Below are 23194 nucleotides of genomic sequence, written 5' to 3' on the forward strand. Positions count from 1 at the left end.
ACAGATCGCGGCCGCCGTTGAGGAAGACGACTGTTGGCTTGGCTGCAAAAGGTTGACCCGCCCGGTGGGACGCCGGGCGGGTCGTGTTCGGCACGGGGGTGGATGAGGCGCCCGTGCCGGACGCAAATCCACGACAAAGCGTTTTCGAGCGAAGTGGCCTTCCGGTTCGCGTGAAGAAAACGCGTTTAAACAAGAGAAGCGTTTTCAGGGACTGATGTGGTTTGCCTGGAAAGGAAGACGCTTCTCAAACAGCAACCAAGTCAGCCGCAGAAATCAGTAAGCGCAGGTCCGGACGCGGCCGATGTAATTGCCGAAGGCGTCGTACTGGCGAACCCAGCCGCAGCGGCGATAGCCATCGTAGTAATAGCCGGGGCCGGAAGCGGCGATCGCGGTGCCGACGATGGCCGCGCCAACGAGGCCGGCGCCAACACCCCAGTGCAACGGCTTGGCCTGAGCCTGCGTGGAAGCCATGCCGCCGGTGACGGCAAGGGTGGCGAGAGCGATAGCGGCGAACTTGGTCTTGATCGACATGGAAGTCTCCATCCTGTGTTGAGCGGCCATTGTGGTCCGCATGCCCAGTTGGACGGAGCGCCCCGGAAAGCGGTTCGAAAAGACCGCCGGAAATATGGTTTCGTCAATTGTTTCTTAGATGTTACAGACGGTTAGGTGAGGAAATCTCAGCTTCCCATTTTCCGAAGAAACAATTCCGGATCGAATGTGTCGACGTCCTCGAGCAATTCGCAGAATGCGCGCGCGCCGTGATCGAGCAGTTGTTCGCCCTTCTCCGCGGAAGCTTGGGTGGCGTCGCCGACCGCACCGCTCTGGTGCAGGTCCTGCGCCTGCCATGCGAAGGGGACCGGCCGATGCGCGGAGAGCCAACGAAATTTTTTCTCCATCGCGATGCTGGAGGATTGAAAATTGGCGATTGCTTCTTTCCGCACGGTGTGCGGATAGCGCGCCAGCATGATTGACGTCTCGACCGCGCCACCATGGATGCCGTGACGGATCTCTTCGGTGGAAAACAATCCATCCGGCGCGCCGAAGCGCGACCAGCTCGTCGTCACCACGAGCAGCCCGTGATGCGCGCGCAGATCCTGCGCAACCAGCGACATCGCCGCGCTATTTCCGCCATGGCTCGTGACAATCACGAGCTTGCGGATCCCGGCTTGCGCGACACGCTCGCCGATCGCCATCCACTCCTTCAGCGCCACATCGGTCGGCAGCGTCTGTGTTCCCGGATAGTCGATGTGCTCGGTGGAAATGCCGACCGGCTGCAGCGGCAGAAAGGTGACGGGCAGCGCCACAGGCACCAGCTCGCGTACCCGCGCCAGATAGGCTTCCCCGATCAGGACGTCGGTTTCCAGCGGCAGATGTGGGCCATGCTGCTCGGTCGCCGCCAGCGGCAGCACCGCGATCCAGCGCGCGGCGTCGGCCTTGGCGACCTTGGGCCAGTGGATCTCGGTCCAGTCGTGGGGCGGAACGGTTGAGGCCATCGAGCGAAGCGTTTCTTTGGATGAATTTGCAGGGTAGTTTGTTAGATATTCCGGGGATTGGTCCGATCTCCGGATCGAATCCTCGGGGACGTTGTTCAACGTCCACTGTCTCCATCATGGGCCAGAACGATCGACGGAGTCCAACCATGAACCCGGGCTTTTTGCCGCGAGCGTTAACCGCAGGTCTTCTGGCGCTGGTTTCCGCCATGATGCCTGTGCGCGCCCAAACCCTCGACAAGGTTTCCTTCGGAACCAACTGGGTCGCGGAGGCTGAACATGGCGGCTTCTTCCAGGCGGTTGCCGACGGCACCTACAAGAAATACGGCCTCGACGTCACCATCGTTCCCGGCGGCCCCAATACCAACAACCGCATCCTGCTGACCGCCGGCAAGCTCGACTTCTTCATGAGCGCGAACACGCTGCAATCGTTCGACGCGGTCGCCAACAACGTGCCGCTGATTGCGGTCGCCGCGATCTTCCAGAAGGATCCGCAGGTTTTCCTGACCCATCCGGAAACCAAGATTGCAAAACTCGAAGATCTCAAGCCGCTGACGCTCCTGGTGTCCAAGGAAGGCGTGGCGAGCTACTTCCAGTGGCTGAAGTCCGAATACGGATTCAGCGAGAGCAGGGTAAAACCCTACACCTTCAATCCGCAACCCTTTATAGTGAACAAGCAGAGCGCGATGCAGGGCTATGTCACCTCGGAGCCCTACGCCGTGGAGAAGACCGCAGGCTTCAAGCCCGGCGTGATCCTGCTGGCCGATCACGGCTTCAATGCCTACTCGACACTGATCGAGACCCGCCGCGAGATCGTCGACAAGAAGCCGGATCTGGTGCAGCGCTTTGTCGATGCTTCCATGATCGGCTGGTACAATTATCTCTACGGCGACAATTCGGCCGGCAACGCGATGATCAAGCAGATGAACCCGGAAATGACCGACGAATTGCTCCGCTATTCCGTCGACAAGATGAAGGAATACGGCATCGTCGATTCCGGCGATACCTTGCGCGACGGCATCGGCGCCATGACTGACGCGCGGGTGGCGAGCTTCTTCGACAAGATGGTGCGCGCCGGCGTGGTTCGCCGCGACATCGACTACCGCCAGGCCTACACGCTGCGCTTCGTCAACAAGGGCGTCGGTCTCGACCTGCGGCCGAAGAACTGACGCGAGATGGCGGGGCCTGCATTGTCCGAGGCGGATATCGACGCGGCGGGCCTTGCCGTGCGTCTGCGTGCCGTTACCAAGATCTATGACAACGGCGTGACCGCGCTTGGGCCGCTTGATCTCGATGTCGCAAAGGGTGGATTCGTTTCACTGCTCGGGCCTTCGGGCTGCGGAAAATCGACCGCGCTGCGGCTGATCGCAGGACTGGCTGCGCCGAGCGCCGGCACGGTGGACGTTTCCCATCGCGCGAGCAAGGCGGATGGGCGGCATCCCATCGGTTTTGTGTTTCAGGAGCCCACCTTGATGCCGTGGGCGAACGTGCGCGAAAACGTTCGCCTGCCGCTGAAGCTGGCGCATGCGCCGGCGGCCGACGCCGACCGGCGTATCGCTGACGCGCTGGCGCAGGTGGGACTTGCCGAATTTTCCGAGGCCTATCCCCGTGAATTGTCCGGCGGCATGAAGATGCGGGTCTCGCTGGCGCGCGCGCTCGTCACCGATCCGGATATTCTCCTGCTGGACGAGCCGTTCGCGGCGCTCGACGAGATCACGCGCTTTCGCCTCAACAACGATCTGCTTGATCTGTGGCGCAAGCTGCACAAGACCGTCGTCTTCGTCACCCATTCGGTGTTCGAGTCGGTTTACCTTTCGCAGCGGGTGATCGTGATGACCGCGCGGCCGGGCCGCCTGGCGAGCGAGTTTCGCGTCACGACAGTGGAGCCGCGCGGCGAGGAGTTTCGCACCTCGGCCGAATATGCCGCTTACTGCCGCGAAGTCTCCAGCGCGCTCGCGCCGTCCTATTCCGGGCAGCGCAGCGCATGAGTTCCCTGCAGCACATCGGCCGCATGCTGATGCCCATCGCCGTGCTCGCGGCGGGCCTGGCGCTATGGGAGCTCGTGGTCCGCGTCAATGACATCCAGCCCTACGTGCTGCCGAGCCCATCTGTCGTGTTTCAGACGCTGGTCGGCGATTGGCCGGTCCTGTCGGAATCGCTCGGCGTCACCCTGCTCACCACGCTGGAAGGTTTTATCGCGGCTGCCATCGGCGGCATCGCGCTGGCGCTGTTGTTCAATCAGTCGAAGTGGCTGGAATATTCGCTGTTTCCCTATGCGGTGATCCTGCAGGTCACGCCTGTGATCGCAATTGCGCCGCTATTGCTGATCTATCTGCCGCAGCAGACCGCGGTCATCGTCTGCGCCTGGATCGTGGGATTCTTCCCCGTCCTGTCCAACACCACGCTCGGGCTGAATTCGGTGGATCGCAATCTGGCAGGGCTGTTTCAGCTCTATGGCGCCTCAAGGCTGCAGACGCTGCGGTACCTGAAACTGCCGGCAGCGCTGCCCTATATTCTCGGCGGCTTGCGGATCGCGGGCGGGCTGTCGCTGATCGGTGCCGTGGTTGCCGAAATCGCGGCGGGCTCCGCGGGCTCGGGCTCCGGCCTTGCGTTCCGGATCGCCGAGTCCGGCTATCGCCTCAACATTCCCCGAATGTTCGCGGCGTTGTTGTTGCTGTCGGTGGCCGGGATTGTCATCTATGGGCTGCTGGCGCTAGTTTCGCACCTGGTATTACGGCGCTGGCATGAAAGCGCGCTTGGAAAGGAAAATTGATGGCTGCCGCGAATGTTTCGTCCGAGAAGATCGATCTCCTGATCTACGGCCCGGTCCGGCCGATCCTGGAAAACGGCTTTTCGGATCAGTACGTCCTGCATATGGCGGAGAGCCGTGCCGACCTCGAGCGATTGACGCCGGATACGGTCGCGAAGATCCGCGGCATGGCAGTGACCTATCACATGGTGCCGGCCGACGGTAAGGCGCTGTCGCATTTTCCCAAGCTCGAAATCGTCGCGAGCTTCGGTGTCGGCTACGACCACGTCGATTCCGCCTACGCGCGCGAGCATAATATCGTTGTCACCAACACGCCCGACGTGCTGACCGAAGAAGTCGCCGACGTCGCCATGGGGCTTCTGATTTCGACCGTGCGCGAGTTCGTCAAGGCCGATCGCTATCTGCGTTCCGGCCTGTGGCAGACGCAGAACTATCCATTGAGCGTCGGTTCGCTGCGCGACCGCAAGGTCGGCATCGTCGGCATGGGCCGCATCGGCCAGGCGATCGGACGGCGGCTGGAGGCCTCGCGCGTGCCGGTATGCTATCACTCGCGCAACCCGTCCTCGGCCGTCTCCTACAAGCATTATCCCGACCTGATCGAAATGGCGAAGGACGTGGACACGCTGGTCGTGATCGTGCCCGGCGGCGCCTCGACCGCCAAGATGATCAATGCCGACGTGCTCAAGGCGCTCGGCCCGCGCGGCGTCTTGATCAACGTCGCCCGCGGCTCTGTCGTCGATGAGCCGGCGCTGGTCGCGGCGCTGAAATCCGGCACCATTCTGGCGGCCGGACTCGACGTGTTCGCCAACGAACCGAATGTGCCGGACGAACTGAAGGCGATGCAAAATGTCGTGCTGTTGCCACATATCGGCTCGGCTTCCGTGGTAACGCGTAACGCCATGGATCAGCTCGTCGTCGACAATTTGAAGAACTGGTTTGCCGGCAAGGCGCCGTTGACGCCGGTTCCGGAAACCCCGGTAAAAGGACGCTGATGTTGCGCAGGTGGTCGGGCATGGCGGCAGCGCTGACGGCGCTGCTGGCGTTGGCGTCGCCGGCGGCGGCGCAGGATGCCTCGACCCTGAAGAAGGACATGGTCGGGCAGTGGGAGCTCGCGACCACCGAGCGCAGCAAGACCTGCGTCATTACGCTGAAGAGCGATACCACGCCGCAGGGGCTCAAGCTCGAGCTTGAGCCCGCCTGTCCAAAGGCGTTGCCGTTCACCAAGGACATCACGGCCTGGAACATCAAGGGGCTGGATATCGTTCGGCTGCAGGATGCGGCCGGCCAGCCGGTGATCGACTTCACCGAGGTCGAGAGCGGCATCTTCGAAGGCCTGCGGTCCGGCGAGGGGATCTACATCCTGCAGAACCTCGCCGCCGCCCGCTCGCTCGCCAAGTCGATGGACCAGATGATCGGCGACTGGTCGATGGTCCGTGGCAACGGCCGGCCGATCTGCGGCCTGACGCTGACCAACACCGAAGCGACCGGCGATAATTTCCAGGTGTTCCTGAAGCCGAAATGCGATCCCGCGGTCGCAGCCTTCGCGCCGACGGAGTGGCGGCTGGAGCGCGGACAGATGATCCTAACGTCGAAGGGCGGCGAGAGCTGGCAATTCGAGGCCGACGACAATGCGCAGTGGCGCCGCGTGCCCGATACCGCCGATCCCCTGATCATGCTGCGGGGACAGTAGCGTCTGGCTGTTCGGGTCGTGAACTCGTAATCAGGCGCTTGGTCCTGGTCGCGCCTGATGTCGGCTCATCGCTCAGCAGCAGCACAAGAGCGGACATCGCCGGAGGTCCCTGAAGGGCCAACAGCCGACAGCGCGGCATTGACACTCGGCGGTATCAGAACGCACCTTCGATGGCCTCGACCGCTTTCTCAAACTGAACCTTCACTTGGATGCGTGGAGCTTCTTTAGAATGAACAACCCATCAGATGATCCGCTGAATGAGAAATTAGCCGGCATACAATTGGCATTGTTCGAGTTGATTTGGCCCGCATTCACATGGATCAAAGGTATTTACGCTGCCGCCGACCCACAGAAGTGTTTCATTCACATACGAGCCGATGAACCGCCATCGGACGCTGAGTGGGACGACTGCGTTCGACTACTCAATGAGATATTTGCTTCGGCCGTAGGGAATTCAAAATTGCGGCTAGAAGCAGTATGCAATGAAACCCCGCCAGCGGGCGCGGCTTTCAAGGAGATTATGTCACAGGCAATCTTTGAATTGATTGCTAGAGATGTCGCCCCTTGGCGATTGCATGCTGGTCGATAAGGCCGCACAGCAGTAAGTCTGCTCTGGGTGTCAACAGGCAACCTCGCCAATTTATCAGGCGCTAGTCCGCTCCACCCCACAAACCGGACATCTGCGCGCTCGTCACGCAGGTCAGCAACGGGCCATGAACCGACAATGGCAGGCGACAAACACTCTTCCTACCAGTGTATGCGCCACAAGCGGACCATCCAGACCCTAGCGTCCTCAGTGTGCACCGGATAGATTGGCCACAATCTTCCCTTACAAGACGGAGTTGCGCCGTGCGGTTGCTGTTGCTGGTGGTTTTCCTTGCCGCGACGTCGCCGGCGCTCGGCAGGTGGGTGGGCGTGGAAGAGGAGCGAATCCCGGTCGCCAGGCTTATCGAAAACCTGGAGAAGATCGCCAAGGACGATCCTACCAGCGTCGAGGCGCTGCTGAATCTTGGTCGCGCGCATGGCATGGCTTACGCCCAGAAGTCCGACCCGCTGACGGTACCGAAGGCCTACCACGGCATTCAGCCGCCGGCCGTTCCTTTCGGTACGGTAACGACTGCCGCTGACCCCACTTTGAGTACCGCCTCCCAGGCGCATCTGGAGGCCGCGTTGAAAGCGTACAAGCAGGCATTGGAACTGGACAAGGATAACCTTGTCATCCGCCTCGGCCTCGCCTGGCTGACCGAGCAGGCCGGCAGGAAGGACGATGCGGTGAAGCAGTATCGAACGATCGCAACCGACGCCTGGGAGAAGGAAAAGAGCCTGACGATGGTTGGTATCGGCGGGCGGACGCTGACCGGCGAAGTCGCCTCTTACCTCGTCCCGCTTCTCGACGCCGAGAAGGATAAGCGCGAGATCGAGACGCTGAAGGACCACGTCGCCACCATGGGAAAGCTGCCGTACCCGGTCACTCCCATCGCAGTGCCGCTGGCCGATGGACTCACCACCACCGACCTCGAAGCACCCGACGCGCGGGTGACGTTCGACGTGGACGGCAGCGGGTTTGGGTCGCGGATGGAGCTGGATTACCCCCAAAGCTGCCTGGCTGGTTAGCGACCCGAAGCTCGATGGCAAAATCAACAGCGGCCGGCAATTGTTCGGCAACGTCACGTTCTGGATGTTTTGGAGCAACGGATACGCGCCACTGGCCGCGCTCGATGACGACCGCGACGGCATTTTGACCGGCAAAGAACTGGCCGGCCTCGCCCTGTGGCGCGATGCCAACGGCAATGGCGTGGCAGACCCCGGAGAGGTCAAGCCGCTTTCGGCTTATGGAATCGTCGCTATATCGTACAAATGGCAGACGTTGAACGACCACCCGGACAAGGTCGCCTTCAGCCCGAACGGCGTGGTGTTCCAGGACGGAAAGACGCGCCCCACCTTCGATCTAGTCTTGAAGGCGCAGCTTGGCTTCCAAGCCACGTTTCGTGTGCCAAATGCGTCGGGGAACAGCCCCTAAATTGCTTGAAAGACGGGTTGTGGTCGACTTGACACGCAACGGTTTGCTGAACCTGTGACAGCATCGTCTCCGAATATCTGACAGAGAGATCGCGTACGTGATCGCTATGGTTGAGCGGCAGGCTAAACTTCCGTTGTGGGTCACCAGCGGTCGTGCTTTAACCGATCAGAAGATTTCCGCTCATCGCTCAGAAGCCGACATCGCTTTTCTGAGTACACGTCCTAGCGGCCGATCACTCCCGCGACCTGGGACGCAACTTGTTCAGCGAGCATATGGTAGCCCTCCGGGGTCAGATGCTGGCCGTCCGGCTGATGCGGCAATCCCCTGAACGCGCTGTTTGGAATCATGATCACCGGGATGCCGCGGCCGCTCAGCCGGCTTTGAATTTCCGACGTCCGATCGGGCGAGCCCTTGCGCCGGTCGTTGCCGCCCGGTTGCAGGATGACGGCACTGGTCCCTTTCGGTACGACCTGGTCCAGACGTCGCAACATGCCTTCCGTGGTGTCGCCGTCAATGCCGGCGTTCACAACTCGGACGTTGGCTCCCTTGGCCTGCAATATCGCCTCGAGTTGCGCCGGATAGGCCTGACTGCGCGCGACCCCTTTGCCAAAGGTATTGCTGGCGCCAAGCGCCACGACCGTCGCGGCGCTGGCCGGCGCCGATGCGAACGCGAATATGGCCGTGATCGCCAAAGAACCCAGAAATCCAAGCCGGAAGGCGCGAAATTTCATATTTGGTCCCCATACGTATTGATCCCAGAGCCTACAAGGCGAATATCCCCCATAGCAATCATATGGGCCGGCCGCTCCAGGCAGCCGGACAGATTTTATCAAGCCCCGTGTCGATCCGGCGCCTTCCCGTTCGTCGTCTCCCATAGCGAGCCAGTTTTGCGGGCGATCACCGCCGCAACTCGCCCTAACCGGAGTTTTGCCATGCGCTTCATGTATATCGTTACCTCGCCCCAGCCCGACAAAGGCCCGACGCCGGCCCTGATGGAGGCGATGGGCAAGCTCGCCGACCGGGAGATCAAGGCCGGCCGCATGCTCGATACCGGCGGACTGATGCCGATTGCCATGAGCGGCGCACAGGTCAAAATAACCGACGGAAAGCTCGGCGTCATCGATGGGCCATTCGTCGAGACCAAGGAACTGATCGGCGGTTACGCGATCTTCGAACTCCGCGACATGGCAGAGGCCGTGGCTGCGGCAAGGGAATTCATGCAACTGCACCTTGAGCACATGCCGGGCTGGGAAGGCACCTGCGAGGTTCGCGTGCTTGCGACGCCGGGGGTGGATGGCGCGTGCGAGGCCGGCATTCGCGCCCACGCATGATCGGGACGATCGGCAGAGATAGTCGGCGGCCATGACGGCCGCCGACATCCATCGCACCATCCTCGCGGTCTGGCGCATCGAACAGCCGCGCCTGATCACGGGCCTGTCGCGAATGCTACGCGACGTGACTCTGGCCGAAGACCTGACGCAGGAAGCCCTGGTCGCGGCGCTCGAGCATTGGCCCGTCACCGGCGTACCGGACAAGCCCGGCGCGTGGCTGATGGCGACCGCCAAACGCCGCGCGCTCGACGGTCTGCGCCGCCGCCGCATGCTCGCGCGCAAGCACGAGATGCTGACGCGCGAGCTGGAGCAGGAGCAACAGGCGATGCCCGACCCGGACGCCGCCCTCGATGATGATATCGGCGACGAGCTGTTGCGGCTGATCTTCACCGCCTGCCATCCGAAACTGTCGCGCGAAGCCCGCGCGGCACTGGCGCTCAGGATGATCTGCGGCCTCACCACTGAGGAAATCGCGCGCGCCTTTCTGCAGCCGGAGGCGACCATCTCCCAGCGCATCGTGCGCGCCAAGCGCACGCTGTCGGAATCCGGGCTCGCCTACGAAACCCCACGCGGCGAGCAGTTGTCGGAGCGGCTCGCCTCGGTGCTGGAGGTCGTCTATCTCATCTTCAACGAAGGCTACACCGCCGCCCGCGGCGACGAATGGCTGCGGCCGCAGCTCTGCAACGACGCGCTGCGCATGGGCCGCCTGCTGACGCTGGTCGCGCCGCAGGAAGCCGAGGCCCACGGCCTGCTCGCGCTGATGGAGCTGAACGCTTCGCGCGCTGCGGCGCGCACCGACGCAGCCGGTGATCCGATTTTGTTGATGGACCAGAACCGCGCGCGGTGGGACCGGCTTCAGATCCGCCGTGGGTTGCTGGCGTTGGACCGGGCGCACGAACTTGGCGGCGGCCAGGGCTTCTATACGCTGCAGGCGGCCATCGTCGCCTGTCACGCCAGAGCCGGTACCCCCGCCGACACCGACTGGCCGCGCATCGCAAAGCTCTACGCTGAACTCTCGGCGTTGGTGCGCTCGCCGGTGATCGAGCTCAACCGCGCCGTTGCGGTTGGTATGGCCGAGGGGCCGGCAGCGGCGCTCGCGATCGTGGATGGGCTCGCGGGCGAGCCGGCGCTGAAAAACTACCACCTCCTGCCAAGTGTCCGCGGCGATCTGCTTCACAAGCTCGGCCGCGCCGCAGAAGCGCGCGCCGCGTTCGAACTCGCGTCGACGCTTGCGGCCAACACGCGCGAACGCGAATTGTTGCGGCGGCGGGCCACCGAGGCCGGTGGCGGCCCGCCGCAGCCTTGCTGATGTCAGATGAAGCGGAACTGCGAGCGCTCGCGCTTGGCAAGTTTCGGGATCGCCTGCGTGAGGATGATGTTCTTGAAGTGGTCGGTCTGCTGATGCTCGGCGAAGGCTGCTTCACCCGCGAATACCTCGTAGAAAAAGAACTCCCGCGGCTTTGCGATGTTCTGGTGGATCTGGAACTCCCTGACGCCGGGCTCGCGCTGCGCCTGCGGCAGAAAATCCTTCAGAAGCTCCGCGACCGTTGCTTCCTCGCCCGAATTGACTTCCCAAAATGCGGTGACGATCAGGTTCTGGTTTGCGTTGCTGGTGGCAGCCATGGCGTTCTCCTGTGAAACGACCGGCTCGGTCCTGAGCCGGCGAGGCACGCGATCATGGCCGATTTGGTGACAACAATGCTTCGATGCTTGCCGAACTATGACGTCAAGGTCGGGTTGGAACCTGTCTGCCGATGCGCGCGTTTGTCCGGCAATCATTGGAGCACCCGCATGACGAAAAAGACCGTGCTCGCGATCGGGATCGAGCCATCCCTCGTCGACTTCAGCGCCTTTCCGGGCCTCACGGCCGAACTGGTGACGAGCTACCTCACGGCTCAGATCGAGCAGCTTCGCGCGATGGGCTTTGAGGTCGATGGCTGCCTGATCGATCTCGGCGAGACCGCCGAAGCCGTCGCCGCCGCAGCGCTGGGTGCCAAGCATTATGACTGCGTGGTGATCGGCGCCGGGCTGCGTGTGCCACCGGAGCGCCTGCATCTGTTCGAGCGGATCATCAATCTGGTTCACCTCGCCGCGCCGCAAAGCAGGATCTGTTTCAACACCACGCCGGCCGACACGGCGGACGCCGTGCGGCGGTGGATCGCGCCATGAGCGCGCCTGCGCCTATGGCGCGCGGAAGGTGCCGAGCAGGTTGCCGATGATCTTTTGCCCGCGGGCGCGGAGCCTTTTCGGATTGTCCGCGCCTGGCAGCAACAGCGCCATCTCGCAGATCATCGCATCGACCATCCGGCTCAGCAGCTCGATGTCCTCGAAATCGAGCTCGCCCTGGCGCTTCAGCGCGGCCAGCGTCGCGGTGAGCAGGGCCATCGGATGGGCTTCCTCGATCTCCCGGTAGCGCGCATTGCCGAGCGCGGCCGGCGCTTCCTGAATCACAATGCGCGCATAGGCCGGCTCGAGGCAGACGTCGAGATAGGCCTCGATGCCCTCGGTCAGGCGGTCCCATACCTTGCGCTGCGTCTTCGCGCGTGCCTCGATCTTGGCGGCGGCCTCGATCTGCAAGGCGACGACCACGGCGTCGAACAGTGCCTTCTTGTCTTCGAAGTGGTGATAGAAGGCGCCCCGCGTCACCCGCGCGGCGCGCGAAATCGCCTCGATCCCCGCCGCCTGATAGCCCTCGCTCGCAAAAATCACTCGGCCGGCCGCCAGCAGCGCCTGTCTCGTGGCCTCCGTGTATTCCTCGCGGCGGCTTCGTTCGCGTCCACTTTCCTGCATGCCCCGACATACCACTTGACGCCTGTGAGCCTATCAACATATAACATACATACGGTATGTAAAAAACATTCGGTATGAATTTAGGCGGAGTCTGCCGGGCCATGATGTTGGGAGGATCGATCATGAACAGCGATCGGATGTTCGAACTGGCGCAGGCACTGGCGACAGCCAAAAGCCGCCAGGACGTGCCGGCGGCGTTAAAGGTCTTGCACGACGATATGCTGCTGGAAACGCCGGCCTTCGGCACCAGCGCCCGCGGCCTGGCTGAAAACGAAAAGGTGCTGACCCGGTTCTTCACCTCATTCCCGGATTACGACGTCGTCCTGAAGGGCCACGCGGCCAATCAAGATACGCTGGTCTGCTGGGGCCGCGTGCAGATGACCATGACCGGTGACCGTTTCGGCGTGACGCCGAACGGCCGGCGCGCCGCGCTTCCGGTCTTCATCCGGTTTGCCTTCAAGGACGACCGGATCGTCCGCGAGCAATTCTTCTTCGATCTGTCCGAGCTTTGCTCTCAATCCGGCGTCTCGACCGACGCGGTGCGTCGCAAGATTTTTGGCGATGCCGGCGTTCGCCAACTTGCCGTCGAACGACATCTCCCGCCGAACCAGGACACCAGACAATGACAGCAGATCCGCGCGTCAAGCCCGTCGCAGCGATCCGGACGGCGCCGCTGTTCGATATTGTTGTCGATCTCAACCCGAAACTGAACATCGGCGACGGCCCGCTCGGCCGCCGCATCCTGTTCGGCGCGGCCGGTGGCACCTTTGAAGGTCCAAGGCTGCGCGGCGAGGTGGTGCCCGGCGGCGGCGACTGGGCGCTGTTTCGCGCCGACGGCGCCATGTCGCTGGACGTCCGCCTGACGTTGCGCACGCATGACGATGCGCTGGTGCAGATGACCTATGGCGGCCGCTGGATCACGCCGCCCGAATTGCGGGCGGAGATGACCGATCCGGCAAAACGCCATCAGGTCGATCCATCGCGCTATTACTTCCGAACCAATCCGCTGTTCGAGACCGGCTCACCGCAATATGCCTGGATGAACGACATCGTCTGCATCGGATCGGGATATCTGGTCGAGGGCGGCATCGCCTACAGCATTTCCCAGGTCGTCTGACGGATGCATTACGCGGGCTGGGGTGATCCGCGCTGACGGATGATCGTCCAGAGCCAGGCAGTCGCGGCGAGCGCAAGGGCGGCAACGGGGGCCCAGGCTTGCGGCTCCTCCATGGTGTGGAGGGTCAGAGCGCTCAGGAGGCACCAGAGAACGGGGATCGGCAGCAGCAATGGCAAAAGCCTGCCGCGAGCAAGAATCAGAACGCCGAGCGTCGCCATAACAGTCGGATCTGGCGCGATGCCAAAGACTTCCGACGAGGCCCAGCCGCGTCCCTGCAGCGGCGCAAGCAACGGCTGTCCTGCGAGCGCGAAGCCAAGCAGGACATATCCGATCCAACCGGCAGGCCGGCGCCAGTCGAAGGTGAGGGCGTTGAGCAGGGATGCGACGAGGAGCAACACGCCCTCGATGAAGAAAGCCGACGCGATATAGGCGGCAGCCCAGTTGATGGTGGCGTAGCGGTTCCACAGGAAAGACCAGCCGACGAAGATCCAAAGCATCGCCAGGATGAGTGCGATCCAGCGCGCCCGGGTTCCCGGCCGCCACGCGATGAACAGGACGATGGCGAGGCCGGCGGCGAGCGTCACGACGTGCAGCGGCCAGAGCGCCGCATTGTGCGATTCGAACATGCGCCAGTAGACGCGGGGCGAGAACAGCAGGAAATCTTCCGCCCGATAGGTCCACCACTCCGACATCAAAGCGCCTTCACATGAGCGGCGATGCGCTCGCGCATGGTGCTATCAGGCATCGGTCCGGCAGCAGCCGAGAGATTTTCGCGGACGTGATCGACACGGGTGGTCGCCGGAATGGCGACGGTGACGGCGGGGTGAGAGAGGATGAATTTGAGCATGAGCTGCGCCCAGCTTGAGGCGCCGAGGTCGGCCGACCATTCGGGCAGCGGCTTGTTCTTGAGCCGGTCTGTCAGCGCGCCCTGCCGGAATGGGCGGTTCACAATGACGGCAATGCCGCGCTCCGACGCGAGCGGCAGCAGTCGCGCCTCCGCCTCGCGGTCGACGACGTTGTAGGAGAACTGCACGAAATCGATCGGCTCGCTCCGCATGATCTGTTCGACGAGATCGTGCCGGCGGCCTTCGGACGTGGTGATTCCGACGTACCGCACCGCGCCGGCCGCCTTCATCTGGAACAGCGTCTGCAGGTGCGGCTTCCAGGTGAGGAGATTGTGCACCTGAACGAGGTCGAATTTCGGCACACCCCAGTAGCGTCGCGATTGCTCGATCTGGGCCGGACCTGCCGTCGCCGAGGACGTCCAGACCTTTTCGGCCGAGAACAGCGCGGCAGGCCGCTTGAGTTTTTGCAGGCCGTAGCCGACCACCGGTTGCGACGAGCCATACATCGGGGAGGAGTCGATCATGCGGCCGCCCGCCTCGAAGAAGGCGGCCATGATGCCAGCGCATTCGTTTCTGAGCGCCGGATCATCGCCGACGTTGAAGGTGATCCAGGTCCCCAGCCCGACGATCGGAATCTCCTCGCGGGTCGAGGGTATGGGACGGCGAATGGGAGAGCCCCCCTCGGCGTGCAGAAAGACTGGCAGGAGCGGCGCGGCGGCTGTCGCCGCCAAGGAGGCCTGCACGAACGTTCTGCGTGTCGTCCACATCCGATCCTCCAGCATCGCGGCGAGGAAACTCCCGCGCAAAAGGCGCAAAGTAACGGAACGCCGCCGCCAGCTTTGCAATACAAAATTGCAGTTTAGGCGCTGGACCAAATATGTAGTCGCGTACCGTGCTCAATCCAGGATGGACCGCCGACGTCGCGGGATGAACCGCAGTCCTCTCAAACCTGCGTGACCGTATGACCGGGCGCTGATGAATCCGTCGCCGGCATTGCGCGCCGTTGCACGAGCCCTCGCGCTTATTCGTCTTCGTCGGGTTCTCTGACGACCGGCGGCTCTTCGTCCGGTTCGGTATCGTTGTCTTCTTCGTCCTCGTCGTCATCATCATCGTCATTGTTGGGGACACGCGGCGGCATCGTGCCCATGATGGGGACGAGCTTCCACTCGGCCGCGGAATAGTTCACAGGGATACGCTGGGTCATGGTCGGCTCCTTTCTGGGATTCGCGACATTCATGCGCGGATGTTATGGCGCGGGGCCAGGGCCCCCGCCCCTGGTTACGCTGCTTCGGGCCCCGCGTGAGCATTGTGCGTGGAAAAACAATCCATTCTCGCCGGAGTCGGGTGGCCACCAAGCATTGCGCGCGCTTCCCTAAGCGGCGGCGATGAGCGCAGCGGCAAGTTCCTCAGGTTGATCAATCATCACGTCGTGCCCGCAGGAGAAGCTGACGAACTGCCAGCCTCGATCGTCCTTGAAGCGCGCGCCGAATTGGTGGAAGGGCGATGACTGCCGGCCGGTGGCAAGCATATACACGCGCTTCGGTACCTGTCGGCCACTGACTTCGAGCTTCTGCTCGAATGTCGCCAGCGGCTGCTTGACGCACATCGCATCGACCCATGCGGCGTCCTGGTCATTGACGGCGAAAGCAGCCGCTGGAACGGGCGTGATCTTGTAACCTTCGCCGTTCTGCTTGGCGTCGTCACGCATCTGTCCCGATTGCTCGGCCGGCAGATAGTCGAACAAAGACTTGCCGTTCTCGGGCACGAAGGCGTCGAGATAGACCAGGGAACGGATCTTTGCCGCGATCTGCTCGGCGACGCCGGTGATGACCATGCCGCCATAGGAATGGCCGCACAGCACCACGTCCGACAATTCCTCGCAGCGCATGACACCGACGATGTCCTTAACGTGCGTGTCGAGATCGATCTCGCGATTCATCAGGTGAGCGCGCTCGCCGAGGCCGGTCAAAGTAGGCGTATAGACCTCGTGCCCGGCCTGGCGCAACAGTCGCGCCACCCGCTTGTAGCACCAGCCGCCGTGCCAGGCGCCGTGGACGAGAACGAAAGTGGTCATGTTCGTCCTCCCGCTATCGGTCGGGTCGGCGCAACCTTACCATTTTTGCACTGTCTTGTCGTCCCGTTCCTGAAGCGGCGGCCTCCATGCCGCATCGAAGAAAGCGAGGCCCTCGGGTCGTCGAGAGAAGCCGTCGAGAGAAAAGTCTCATGAGTAGATATTGTTCGCTATGCCCCAGAACTTAGCGCGTTCAAACGCCTCTGAGTTGGGTCATTCGCGTCTTAGATGGGCCCAACAGCGGACTCGTGCACCGCAGCAAATAGCACAATTATTCGCTTACTCCGTTGGGCGTCGACCCGCGCTACGGATCGATGAGCACTCCCGGGTTGAGCATGCCTTGTGGATCGAGTTCTCTTTTTGCTGCCCGAAGCGCGGCCGCGAAAAGACCTGGGCGCTGGCGATCGTACCAAGGCCGATGATCGCGGCCGACAGCGTGATGATGCGTGATCGTACCACCCGCCTCAATCAGCGCGTCGCTGGCCGCACTCTTGATCGCCTGCCACTGCTTCAGAAGCGCACCGTGGCGGCCGAGAGCGTGGAAAGAAAAATAGGGCGCGGGCCCGTCCGGATAGACATGGGTGAAGCGGCAGGTGACCTCGCCTTTCAGGCCAGTCGCTTCGAGGATCGCACGCTCCGTCGCCGCCTTCACTTTGTCGTGGAAACTTTCGCACCGATCCCAGGTGATAGCAGTCTCAAACGTGTCGTTGATGAGACCGGCCGGTGTCAAAAACTCGCGCGCATACGGCATGCGAATAAATGCGTTCCGCCAAATTCCTGCTGCGCCTTCGAGATGTGCGTCGCCGGCTTTTGCGGCCTCCGGCGTCCCGCCATGGTCGGCGCAACATTCGAGCGCACGTGCCATCCAGGCATCCGGCGAATGGTCGCCGGATTCAAAGCCGAGCACCATGATCGCAACACTGCCGTCGGCCGCACCGGTGTTGAACGCCTCTTGCGCGTCAAGGATGCGGCAGTTCGATGGATAGAGGCCGGCCTGTGCGATGGCACGCAATGCGCGTGCCGCACCGAAGAATGAATGGAAACGAACCGATGCGCCGGCACGGAATTTCGGACGTGGCTGCAATCGCATCCAGGCGCGCGAGATCACGCCGAGCGTGCCTTCCGAGCCTATGAACATGCGGTCGGGGCTCGGTCCAGCACCCGATCCCGGCAATCGACGCGTTTCCAGTATGCCGCGCGGCGTCACGACGCGCAGGCTTTCGACGAAATCGTCTATGTGCGTGTAGAGACTGGCGAAATGGCCGCCCGAACGTGTCGCGATCCAGCCGCCAAGGGTTGAATATTCGAAACTCTGCGGAAAATGCCGCAACGTGACGCCGTGCGGCTTAAGCTGGTTCTCCAACGATGGACCATACGCACCGCCTTCGATCAGTGCGGCGCGCGATATCTGATCTACCTCGACAACCCTACCGAGATTGCGTAGGTCAAGTGTGACGGCCGCCTTATAGCGAAGCCCATCGACTCGCGGCTCGACGCCGCCGCAGACGCTCGACCCGCCCCCGAACGGCGTCAGCGACGCGCTGACGCCACCGGCCCAGTCCATCACAGCGGAAATCTCTGCTTCGTTGCGCGGATATGCGACCACGTCGGGCGCGCTATCGTAGTCGCCAAGCATGGCTCGCACGTAGTCTGGATAGGATTTGCCGTAGGTGTGCGCTACCCGGTCGTAGCGTTCGCTCGTGCAGAAAGCGGTAAGTGAGGCCGGCGGCGCTACGCGCGGCGCCCGCAGTGCCAGGTCCTCAAGACGCGGCACGGCTTTTGTCTCGAACGTATCGCGCGCGAACTTCGCATGGTAGCGGCCAAGCACAAAAGCCTGCTCCTCGGAAGTCATGCCTTCGTCTTCGCGGCCCCAGCCGTAATGTTTTAGCCTTGCACCGCTCATGGCATCCTCCCTGCTTTTTTGTCTGTGATTTCCGAGATAGCCACGTAATCCAGCACGCCGCTGCAGTTCCGAGCGCTACCTCAATGCGCAGTGAAGGTGAGGCCGGCGCGTTCCGTCAGACGTTTGCGCAACGCCGGACCCATCAGCGCGCCCGGCGTCCAGGCGCCGCCCTCGCCCTGTACGTCGCGCACGAGGCAGAGAGCGCTTTCCGTGATCATTTTGCTGGTCGAGCCGTAGCCCGGATCGCGGTCGCCCGTGACCACCGCCTCGACCCGTCCGCCATCCGGCAGTTCGCCCAAAAAGAGGATCTCGTAGAAGCCCTTTTCGCGCTCCTCCCGCGTCGGGCCTCCGCCGGGTTTGAGACCGCCGGTCCTGAACAAGGAAACCATCGTGGTGAGCGTCTCGGTTGCCACGCCAGCGATTTCCCCAAATCCCGGCGCGACCATCATCTCGTCGTAAACGAAATCCCTTCCGTAGAGATGATCCAACAGAAAGTTCGTGCGGTGAACGTTCTTCGTGTTGATCGGCGCCATTGGGAACGGAACGAGCCACATGTTCATGCTCGGGTCGTATTCGGGGATAAGGCCCGACGGCTGAGACGGCCCGGTGAACCCCGGCGTCAACGCGAAAGGATCGGTCAGCAGCCGGATCAGGGCTGGGTCGCGTGCAGCGGCGGCCAACGTCGCCTGGGCGCTCGCCGCGGTGCCGCCGGACATACCGCCTTTTATCTTGCGCAGGCGAGCCTTGACCCGCCGCGCCGGGCGTCCGAATTTCTCGCGCGCCTTCTCCTGCAACGTGAGCACGCCAAGATCGAACGGGAGAGAATCGAAGCCGCAAGAAAACACGATGCGCGCGCCGGTCCGTTTCGCTTCGTCGTGATGGGCGTCGATCATGCGCCGCATCCAGGCCGGCTCGCCGCACAGATCGACATAGCCGGTGCCCGTGGCCGCGCAGGCCGCCACGAGCTCGGGACCGTGGAGCTGATAAGGCCCGACCGTGGTGATGATCACGGCCGCACGCTCGCACATCGAACGCAGGCTGGCCGGCTCGGCGGCGTCTGCCTTCACCAAAGGCAAATCGTCCGGTGCGCCGATGTCGGCACGCACCTTCTGAAGCTTGTCGGTCGAGCGTCCGGCGATCGCCCAGGACGGAGCATCATCGCCGCGATAGCACGTCGCCAGGTATTCGGCGATGAGACGGCCGGTGTAACCCGTCGCACCATAGACGATGAGGTCGAAGTCCCGCTTCACCACGTTGGTCCTCCTCCATCGCGTTTCACGGACGATACCACAGTTCCCGTCTTCAGGGCGCGATGTCCGGTTGGGGTCACAAATGGCGGTGGGGGACCGCGCGAGGCAAGTTCAGTCTACCCCTAACTGCGAACGCCCCGGGGCCGCTTCGAGTTCCTTCGGGTGGGGGGACACATCCGGAAATCCAAGCATCCCAATTTCAGTCGCAGGTCAATTCCGCTAAACTTTTGCGGCGAACGGGGTGTGAACGTTACCATACAAGCCCGCGGTTCTAACCCAGTGGCTCGAGCCGACACTCGTCTGCGGGCGAAAATTGTGGCGTCAAACTACGCGGCTCGCAGCGTGGAGGCGACCGGGACAACTTCTTCCGCATTATCCAGAATAACGCTCCGGCGAGGGAGTGGAGCATCATGGAGGTGCAGATGGCTGATCAATGGCTCTTCAAGAGCGAGACTTATGATAACTGCAATTGCGCCATGAACTGCGGTTGCCAGTTCAATTTGCCGAGTACCCACGGCTACTGTCAGTCGGCCTTCGTCGGCACCATCGTTGAAGGCCACTTCAACGATACGCCACTCTCAGGCTTGAACTGGGCGGCGCTGTACAAGTGGCCCGGCGAAATCAAGGACGGAAGCGGCCGGCGCCAGATGGTTATCGACGAGCGTGCCGATGAAGCTCAACGGATCGCGCTTGAAACGATCCTCTCAGGCGAGGCCTGCAAATCATTGAGCAATTTCTTCGCCGTATTCGCGTCCACATGCTCGGAAGTTTGCGAGACGCTGTTCCTGCCGATTGATCTCGATGCGGACCTGGAACTCAGAACCGCAAGAGTAGAGATACCCGGCGTCATGCAGAGCAACGGCAGGCCGATGATCGATGAGTTTACCGGTCAACCATTCCACGTTGCGCTGGCGCGTCCCAGTGGCAGTTTCGAGTTTACCTACGCAGAAATCGGGCTAGGTACCACCTCGATCACAGGTGACATGGAAATGGCGTACGAAGATTCATGGGCGCACTTCTGTATTCACCACTTCAATCAGGACGGTTTGGTCAGGCAAAGATCAAGGCTCACGGCATGGCTTGGCGCATGATCCCGCATTCCCCGTAAATGACGCCAGTCGCCTATGGCTCAGAATGATCCCGCCACCGAGCCGAGCGCGATGACGGCGGCGAGGGCGACGAGTGGGCCGACGATGCCGGCCATGACGATATCGCGATAGCTGTCCCGGTGCGTCGATCCGCAGACGGCGAGCAGCGTGACGACCGCGCCGTTATGAGGCAGGCTGTCGAGCGTACCGGCACTGATCACCGCCACGCGATGCAGCAGCGCGGGATCGAGGCCGATCTCCGCCGCACGCGTCATGTACGTTCCCCCGAGTGCGTCGAGTGCAATGGTCAGCCCGCCTGATGCCGAGCCTGTGAGCGCGGCGAGCACGTTGGTCGCCACCGCGAGCGAGACCAGCGGTCCGCCGCCGATGCCGAGCACGGTGTCGCGCACGACATCGAAGGCGGGCATCGCGGCCACTACGGCGCCGAAGCCGACCAGGCTCGCAACGCTCACAGCCGGCAGTACGGCGGCGTTGACGCCGGCGTCCATGGTGGCACGCAGGGCCGGCAATCGCCGATGGCTGACGGCGAGGACCGCCACGATCGCGCAGGCGAGGGCTGTGATGACAGCCCATACGCCGCCGACGGCTGCGAGCGACGTTCCGCCCCAGCGCGCCTCGGCGAGGAAGCGGGTGTCGAGAGCCGGCAGGATGAACAACGACATCGCGAGATTGACGATAATCACCACAATGAGCGGCAGCCCCGCGAGCACAACCGACGGCGGCGCGTCGGTCACCACACCGTGCACGATCTCCGCCGGATCGAACTCGCGCGCGGTGGTGGCGCGTTCGCGCAGCTTCTCGTCGGAGGCAAGGCTTGCGGAAGGCATCGGCACGCCGTCGCCAAAGCCTTCGCCGTGCTTTCTTGCGTTGGCCTCTTCGCGGTTGAGCCACCACAGGCCGAAGCCGAGCATGATCAACGATGCCAGAATGCCAAGGCCGGGCGCGGTGAACGGCGTGGTGCCGAAGAACGGCATGGGGATCGCGTTCTGGATCGATGGCGTGCCGGGTAGCGCCGACATGGTGAAGGTCGAGGTGCCGAGGACGATCGCCGCCGGCATCAGTCGCCGCGGGATGCCGGCGTTGCGAAACAACTCATGCGCCATCGGTGCGAGCACGAAGAAGGCAACAAACAGGCTGACGCCGCCATATGTGACGAGCGCTCCGGCCAGCACCACCGCGAGCACAGCCCGCCGCGTGCCCAGCCGCTCGGTCATGAAGGCCGCGATCGCGGCGACCGATCCGCTGTCCTCCATCAACTTGCCGAACAGGGCGCCGAGCAGAAACAGTGGAAAGAACTGGGCCAGAAAGCCTGCCGCGCTGACCATGAAGGTCTGGGTCCAGTGGGCTAGCAGCGGCTCGCGGGAAAACAGTGCGGCAACCATCGCGGCAAGCGGCGCGAGCAGCAGCACGCTCCAGCCCCGATAGGCGAACAGGATCAGCAGCCCGAGCCCGATCAGGATGCCGAGAAGTCCCAACAGAGTCATCGCCCCTAGCACTCCGCCAGCAGTGCATCGAGATCGGCGGTGGAGCGCTGGCCGAGGTCGTCAGCGTGCGCCTTGAGGAATGCGTCGGCGCTCCTGCGGCCCTCTTCTTTAAGCATTGAGACGAACGCCCACTCCGCGTTGAGTTTTGACGACGCGCCGAACTCCGCGAGCGTATCTGTCATGATCCGGTGCGTGCGCATTCCGGCCCAGCGCGCGCCCTCGCCGTGTCCGGGGTCCGCCACCTGGCGTAAGAGCGCCATCATCCGCAATTCCTTCATCAGCGGCGAGTTGAAGGAGATTTCGTTGAGCCGGTTGAGGATTTCGTTTGCGGTGCGGGGCGGTTCCGGCCGTTCGCGCGGATTGATCTGCACCAGAATGGTGTCGTGCGCGTCGCTTTCGCGCACCAGCGGCGTCAGCGTCGGATTGCCGGCATAGCCGCCATCCCAAAAAGGTTCGCCGTCGATCTCGATCGCGTGGAACATGGTCGGCAGGCAGGCCGAGGCCAGCAGGACGTCGGCCGTGATCTCCTTGTTGCGGAAAATGCGGCCGCGGCCGGTGCGCACGCTGGTCGCGGTGACGAACAGCCTGATCGGCGCGCGGGCGAGCCGATCGAAATCGATGCTCTCGGCGAGGATGGCGCGCAACGGGTTGAGGCCGAGCGGATTGAGATCATAGGGCGAAACCACGCGGGCCATCAGGTCCATGGCGACGTAGGCGGGCGAGGTGTCGAGCGTCCAGCGGCCCATCAGCCGGTCGAGCGGCGAGCGCTGCAGCGGGCTGAACGCCGCAGCCTGTGACACGCGCCGCCAATAGGCCGCGAGCGCCGCCCGCGCGCCTTCGGCCCCGCCTTCCGTCCACCCGTCGGCCACCAGGGCTGCATTCATCGCGCCCGCCGACGTGCCGGAGATCGCCTCGATCCGCAGCCACGGCTCCTCGATCAGCCGATCGAGCACGCCCCAGGTGAACGCGCCGTGGGAGCCGCCGCCCTGCAAAGCTAGGTCTACCAGGACAGGTTCGCGCGCTGTTTCGTCCATCGTCATCCTCGCTGGTCGGAGATGAAACGACACTCAATCAGGACGCTCCGAAACCTCCTCTCGACTCTTCGTAGGATCGACGCAGCAGCGCGAACAGGCTGCCGCCCGTCGCCGCCCCGAGCAGGTAGGCGACGGCGGCGAGCAGCGCGAGCGGCACGCGGGCATTCAAGCCGAGGAACGACATGGTGACGATCTCGAAGTTCTGCAGCGCGAAGATGACGGTCGCGGCGACGAACAGAATGATGACGGCGAGGTAGATCCAGCGCATGGGCGCCTCCTTTTCGTCGCTT

28 protein-coding genes are annotated in these 23194 nt (G+C 63.0%); 14 read left to right on the top strand and 14 right to left on the bottom strand.

Translation table 11 applies throughout. The annotated features are described in order from the left end of the window. Positions 1 to 273 precede the first annotated feature (273 nt). Both ACH79_RS12920 and ACH79_RS12925 read right to left on the bottom strand, forming a co-directional pair. The gene (locus ACH79_RS12920; protein WP_161851368.1) at positions 274 to 531 is read right to left on the bottom strand and encodes a hypothetical protein; all 258 of its coding nucleotides are present in this window, start codon (positions 529 to 531) and stop codon (positions 274 to 276) included. A gap of 146 nt (positions 532 to 677) precedes the next feature. After that, complete coding sequence (locus ACH79_RS12925; protein ID WP_161851369.1) at positions 678 to 1493, bottom strand: creatininase family protein; 816 nt, start codon at positions 1491 to 1493, stop codon at positions 678 to 680. Between the two features lie 146 nt (positions 1494 to 1639). On the opposite strand from ACH79_RS12925, the gene ACH79_RS12930 reads away from it, so the two are divergent. From ACH79_RS12930 to ACH79_RS12965, 8 genes are all read left to right on the top strand, one after another. Further along, positions 1640 to 2659, top strand: coding sequence for an ABC transporter substrate-binding protein (locus ACH79_RS12930; protein WP_161851370.1), 1020 nt, complete (start codon positions 1640 to 1642; stop codon positions 2657 to 2659). 6 nt (positions 2660 to 2665) lie between these two features. Beyond that, on the top strand, positions 2666 to 3478 hold the full coding sequence (locus ACH79_RS12935) for an ABC transporter ATP-binding protein (RefSeq protein WP_161851371.1): 813 nt from the start codon (positions 2666 to 2668) through the stop codon (positions 3476 to 3478). Next, the gene (locus ACH79_RS12940; RefSeq protein WP_161851372.1) at positions 3475 to 4263 is read left to right on the top strand and encodes an ABC transporter permease; all 789 of its coding nucleotides are present in this window, start codon (positions 3475 to 3477) and stop codon (positions 4261 to 4263) included. Before ACH79_RS12935 ends, ACH79_RS12940 begins: the two co-directional genes overlap by 4 nt. Beyond that, entirely contained in the window at positions 4263 to 5252 is a 990-nt protein-coding gene (locus tag ACH79_RS12945) for a 2-hydroxyacid dehydrogenase (protein WP_161851373.1), read from the top strand. The genes ACH79_RS12940 and ACH79_RS12945 overlap by 1 nt, the downstream gene beginning before the upstream one ends. Positions 5253 to 5272: 20 nt before the next feature. Beyond that, a complete protein-coding gene (locus ACH79_RS12950) occupies positions 5273 to 5950 on the top strand; it encodes a protease inhibitor Inh/omp19 family protein (protein WP_161856338.1) in 678 nt (225 codons plus the stop codon). A 229-nt stretch (positions 5951 to 6179) separates the two neighbouring features. After that, positions 6180 to 6539, top strand: coding sequence for a hypothetical protein (locus tag ACH79_RS12955; protein WP_161851374.1), 360 nt, complete (start codon positions 6180 to 6182; stop codon positions 6537 to 6539). Between the two features lie 260 nt (positions 6540 to 6799). Continuing rightward, positions 6800 to 7564, top strand: coding sequence for a lipopolysaccharide assembly protein LapB (locus ACH79_RS12960; protein WP_161851375.1), 765 nt, complete (start codon positions 6800 to 6802; stop codon positions 7562 to 7564). Positions 7565 to 7604: 40 nt separating this feature from the next. Then, a complete protein-coding gene (locus ACH79_RS12965; protein WP_161851376.1) occupies positions 7605 to 7970 on the top strand; it encodes a hypothetical protein in 366 nt (121 codons plus the stop codon). A gap of 221 nt (positions 7971 to 8191) precedes the next feature. Here the strand turns inward: ACH79_RS12965 and ACH79_RS12970 are convergent, their stop codons facing one another. Further along, positions 8192 to 8662: a GDSL-type esterase/lipase family protein gene (locus ACH79_RS12970; protein WP_246738514.1), complete on the bottom strand. Its 471-nt coding sequence runs from the start codon at positions 8660 to 8662 to the stop codon at positions 8192 to 8194. 240 nt (positions 8663 to 8902) lie between these two features. Here ACH79_RS12970 and ACH79_RS12975 point away from each other — a divergent pair, with 240 nt between their 5' ends. Next, the gene (locus ACH79_RS12975; protein ID WP_161851378.1) at positions 8903 to 9301 is read left to right on the top strand and encodes a YciI family protein; all 399 of its coding nucleotides are present in this window, start codon (positions 8903 to 8905) and stop codon (positions 9299 to 9301) included. A gap of 31 nt (positions 9302 to 9332) precedes the next feature. Further along, positions 9333 to 10610 (top strand): RNA polymerase sigma factor, encoded by a 1278-nt coding sequence (locus tag ACH79_RS12980; RefSeq protein WP_161851379.1) that lies wholly within the window; start codon positions 9333 to 9335, stop codon positions 10608 to 10610. A 2-nt stretch (positions 10611 to 10612) separates the two neighbouring features. Here the strand turns inward: ACH79_RS12980 and ACH79_RS12985 are convergent, their stop codons facing one another. After that, positions 10613 to 10924: a putative quinol monooxygenase gene (locus ACH79_RS12985; RefSeq protein WP_161851380.1), complete on the bottom strand. Its 312-nt coding sequence runs from the start codon at positions 10922 to 10924 to the stop codon at positions 10613 to 10615. Positions 10925 to 11092: 168 nt separating this feature from the next. On the opposite strand from ACH79_RS12985, the gene ACH79_RS12990 reads away from it, so the two are divergent. Next, entirely contained in the window at positions 11093 to 11470 is a 378-nt protein-coding gene (locus ACH79_RS12990) for a hypothetical protein (RefSeq protein ID WP_161851381.1), read from the top strand. A 12-nt stretch (positions 11471 to 11482) separates the two neighbouring features. On the opposite strand, the gene ACH79_RS12995 is transcribed toward ACH79_RS12990, so the two are convergent. Continuing rightward, positions 11483 to 12091, bottom strand: coding sequence for a TetR/AcrR family transcriptional regulator (locus ACH79_RS12995; protein ID WP_161851382.1), 609 nt, complete (start codon positions 12089 to 12091; stop codon positions 11483 to 11485). Between the two features lie 122 nt (positions 12092 to 12213). Between ACH79_RS12995 and ACH79_RS13000 the strand changes: the two genes are divergently transcribed. Next, positions 12214 to 12717, top strand: coding sequence for an ester cyclase (locus tag ACH79_RS13000; RefSeq protein WP_202639230.1), 504 nt, complete (start codon positions 12214 to 12216; stop codon positions 12715 to 12717). Beyond that, positions 12714 to 13208: a DUF3237 domain-containing protein gene (locus tag ACH79_RS13005; protein ID WP_161851383.1), complete on the top strand. Its 495-nt coding sequence runs from the start codon at positions 12714 to 12716 to the stop codon at positions 13206 to 13208. Before ACH79_RS13000 ends, ACH79_RS13005 begins: the two co-directional genes overlap by 4 nt. Positions 13209 to 13216: 8 nt before the next feature. On the opposite strand, the gene ACH79_RS13010 is transcribed toward ACH79_RS13005, so the two are convergent. From ACH79_RS13010 to ACH79_RS13035, 6 genes are all read right to left on the bottom strand, one after another. After that, on the bottom strand, positions 13217 to 13900 hold the full coding sequence (locus ACH79_RS13010) for a DUF6064 family protein (protein WP_161851384.1): 684 nt from the start codon (positions 13898 to 13900) through the stop codon (positions 13217 to 13219). Beyond that, complete coding sequence (locus ACH79_RS13015) at positions 13900 to 14820, bottom strand: aldo/keto reductase (protein ID WP_161851385.1); 921 nt, start codon at positions 14818 to 14820, stop codon at positions 13900 to 13902. The genes ACH79_RS13010 and ACH79_RS13015 overlap by 1 nt, the downstream gene beginning before the upstream one ends. 254 nt (positions 14821 to 15074) lie before the next feature. After that, complete coding sequence (locus ACH79_RS13020; RefSeq protein ID WP_161851386.1) at positions 15075 to 15257, bottom strand: hypothetical protein; 183 nt, start codon at positions 15255 to 15257, stop codon at positions 15075 to 15077. A gap of 168 nt (positions 15258 to 15425) precedes the next feature. Then, entirely contained in the window at positions 15426 to 16127 is a 702-nt protein-coding gene (locus tag ACH79_RS13025) for an alpha/beta hydrolase (RefSeq protein WP_161851387.1), read from the bottom strand. Between the two features lie 301 nt (positions 16128 to 16428). Beyond that, complete coding sequence (locus ACH79_RS13030; protein ID WP_161851388.1) at positions 16429 to 18027, bottom strand: FAD-binding oxidoreductase; 1599 nt, start codon at positions 18025 to 18027, stop codon at positions 16429 to 16431. An 80-nt stretch (positions 18028 to 18107) separates the two neighbouring features. After that, a complete protein-coding gene (locus tag ACH79_RS13035) occupies positions 18108 to 19280 on the bottom strand; it encodes a trans-acting enoyl reductase family protein (RefSeq protein ID WP_371419393.1) in 1173 nt (390 codons plus the stop codon). Positions 19281 to 19687: 407 nt separating this feature from the next. Between ACH79_RS13035 and ACH79_RS13040 the strand changes: the two genes are divergently transcribed. Then, complete coding sequence (locus ACH79_RS13040; RefSeq protein WP_246738515.1) at positions 19688 to 20368, top strand: DUF1326 domain-containing protein; 681 nt, start codon at positions 19688 to 19690, stop codon at positions 20366 to 20368. 38 nt (positions 20369 to 20406) lie between these two features. On the opposite strand, the gene ACH79_RS13045 is transcribed toward ACH79_RS13040, so the two are convergent. The 3 genes from ACH79_RS13045 to ACH79_RS13055 are packed head-to-tail and all read right to left on the bottom strand — an operon-like array spanning position 20407 to position 23172. Continuing rightward, on the bottom strand, positions 20407 to 21861 hold the full coding sequence (locus ACH79_RS13045) for a GntP family permease (RefSeq protein ID WP_161856342.1): 1455 nt from the start codon (positions 21859 to 21861) through the stop codon (positions 20407 to 20409). A gap of 14 nt (positions 21862 to 21875) precedes the next feature. Further along, positions 21876 to 22904, bottom strand: a complete 1029-nt coding sequence (locus ACH79_RS13050) for a patatin-like phospholipase family protein (protein ID WP_161851389.1) — start codon at positions 22902 to 22904, stop codon at positions 21876 to 21878. Between the two features lie 37 nt (positions 22905 to 22941). Continuing rightward, positions 22942 to 23172, bottom strand: coding sequence for a hypothetical protein (locus ACH79_RS13055; RefSeq protein WP_161851390.1), 231 nt, complete (start codon positions 23170 to 23172; stop codon positions 22942 to 22944). Between the last annotated feature and the right edge of the window lie 22 nt (positions 23173 to 23194).

It is taken from the genome of Bradyrhizobium sp. CCBAU 051011 (assembly GCF_009930815.1).
Classification (GTDB): domain Bacteria; phylum Pseudomonadota; class Alphaproteobacteria; order Rhizobiales; family Xanthobacteraceae; genus Bradyrhizobium.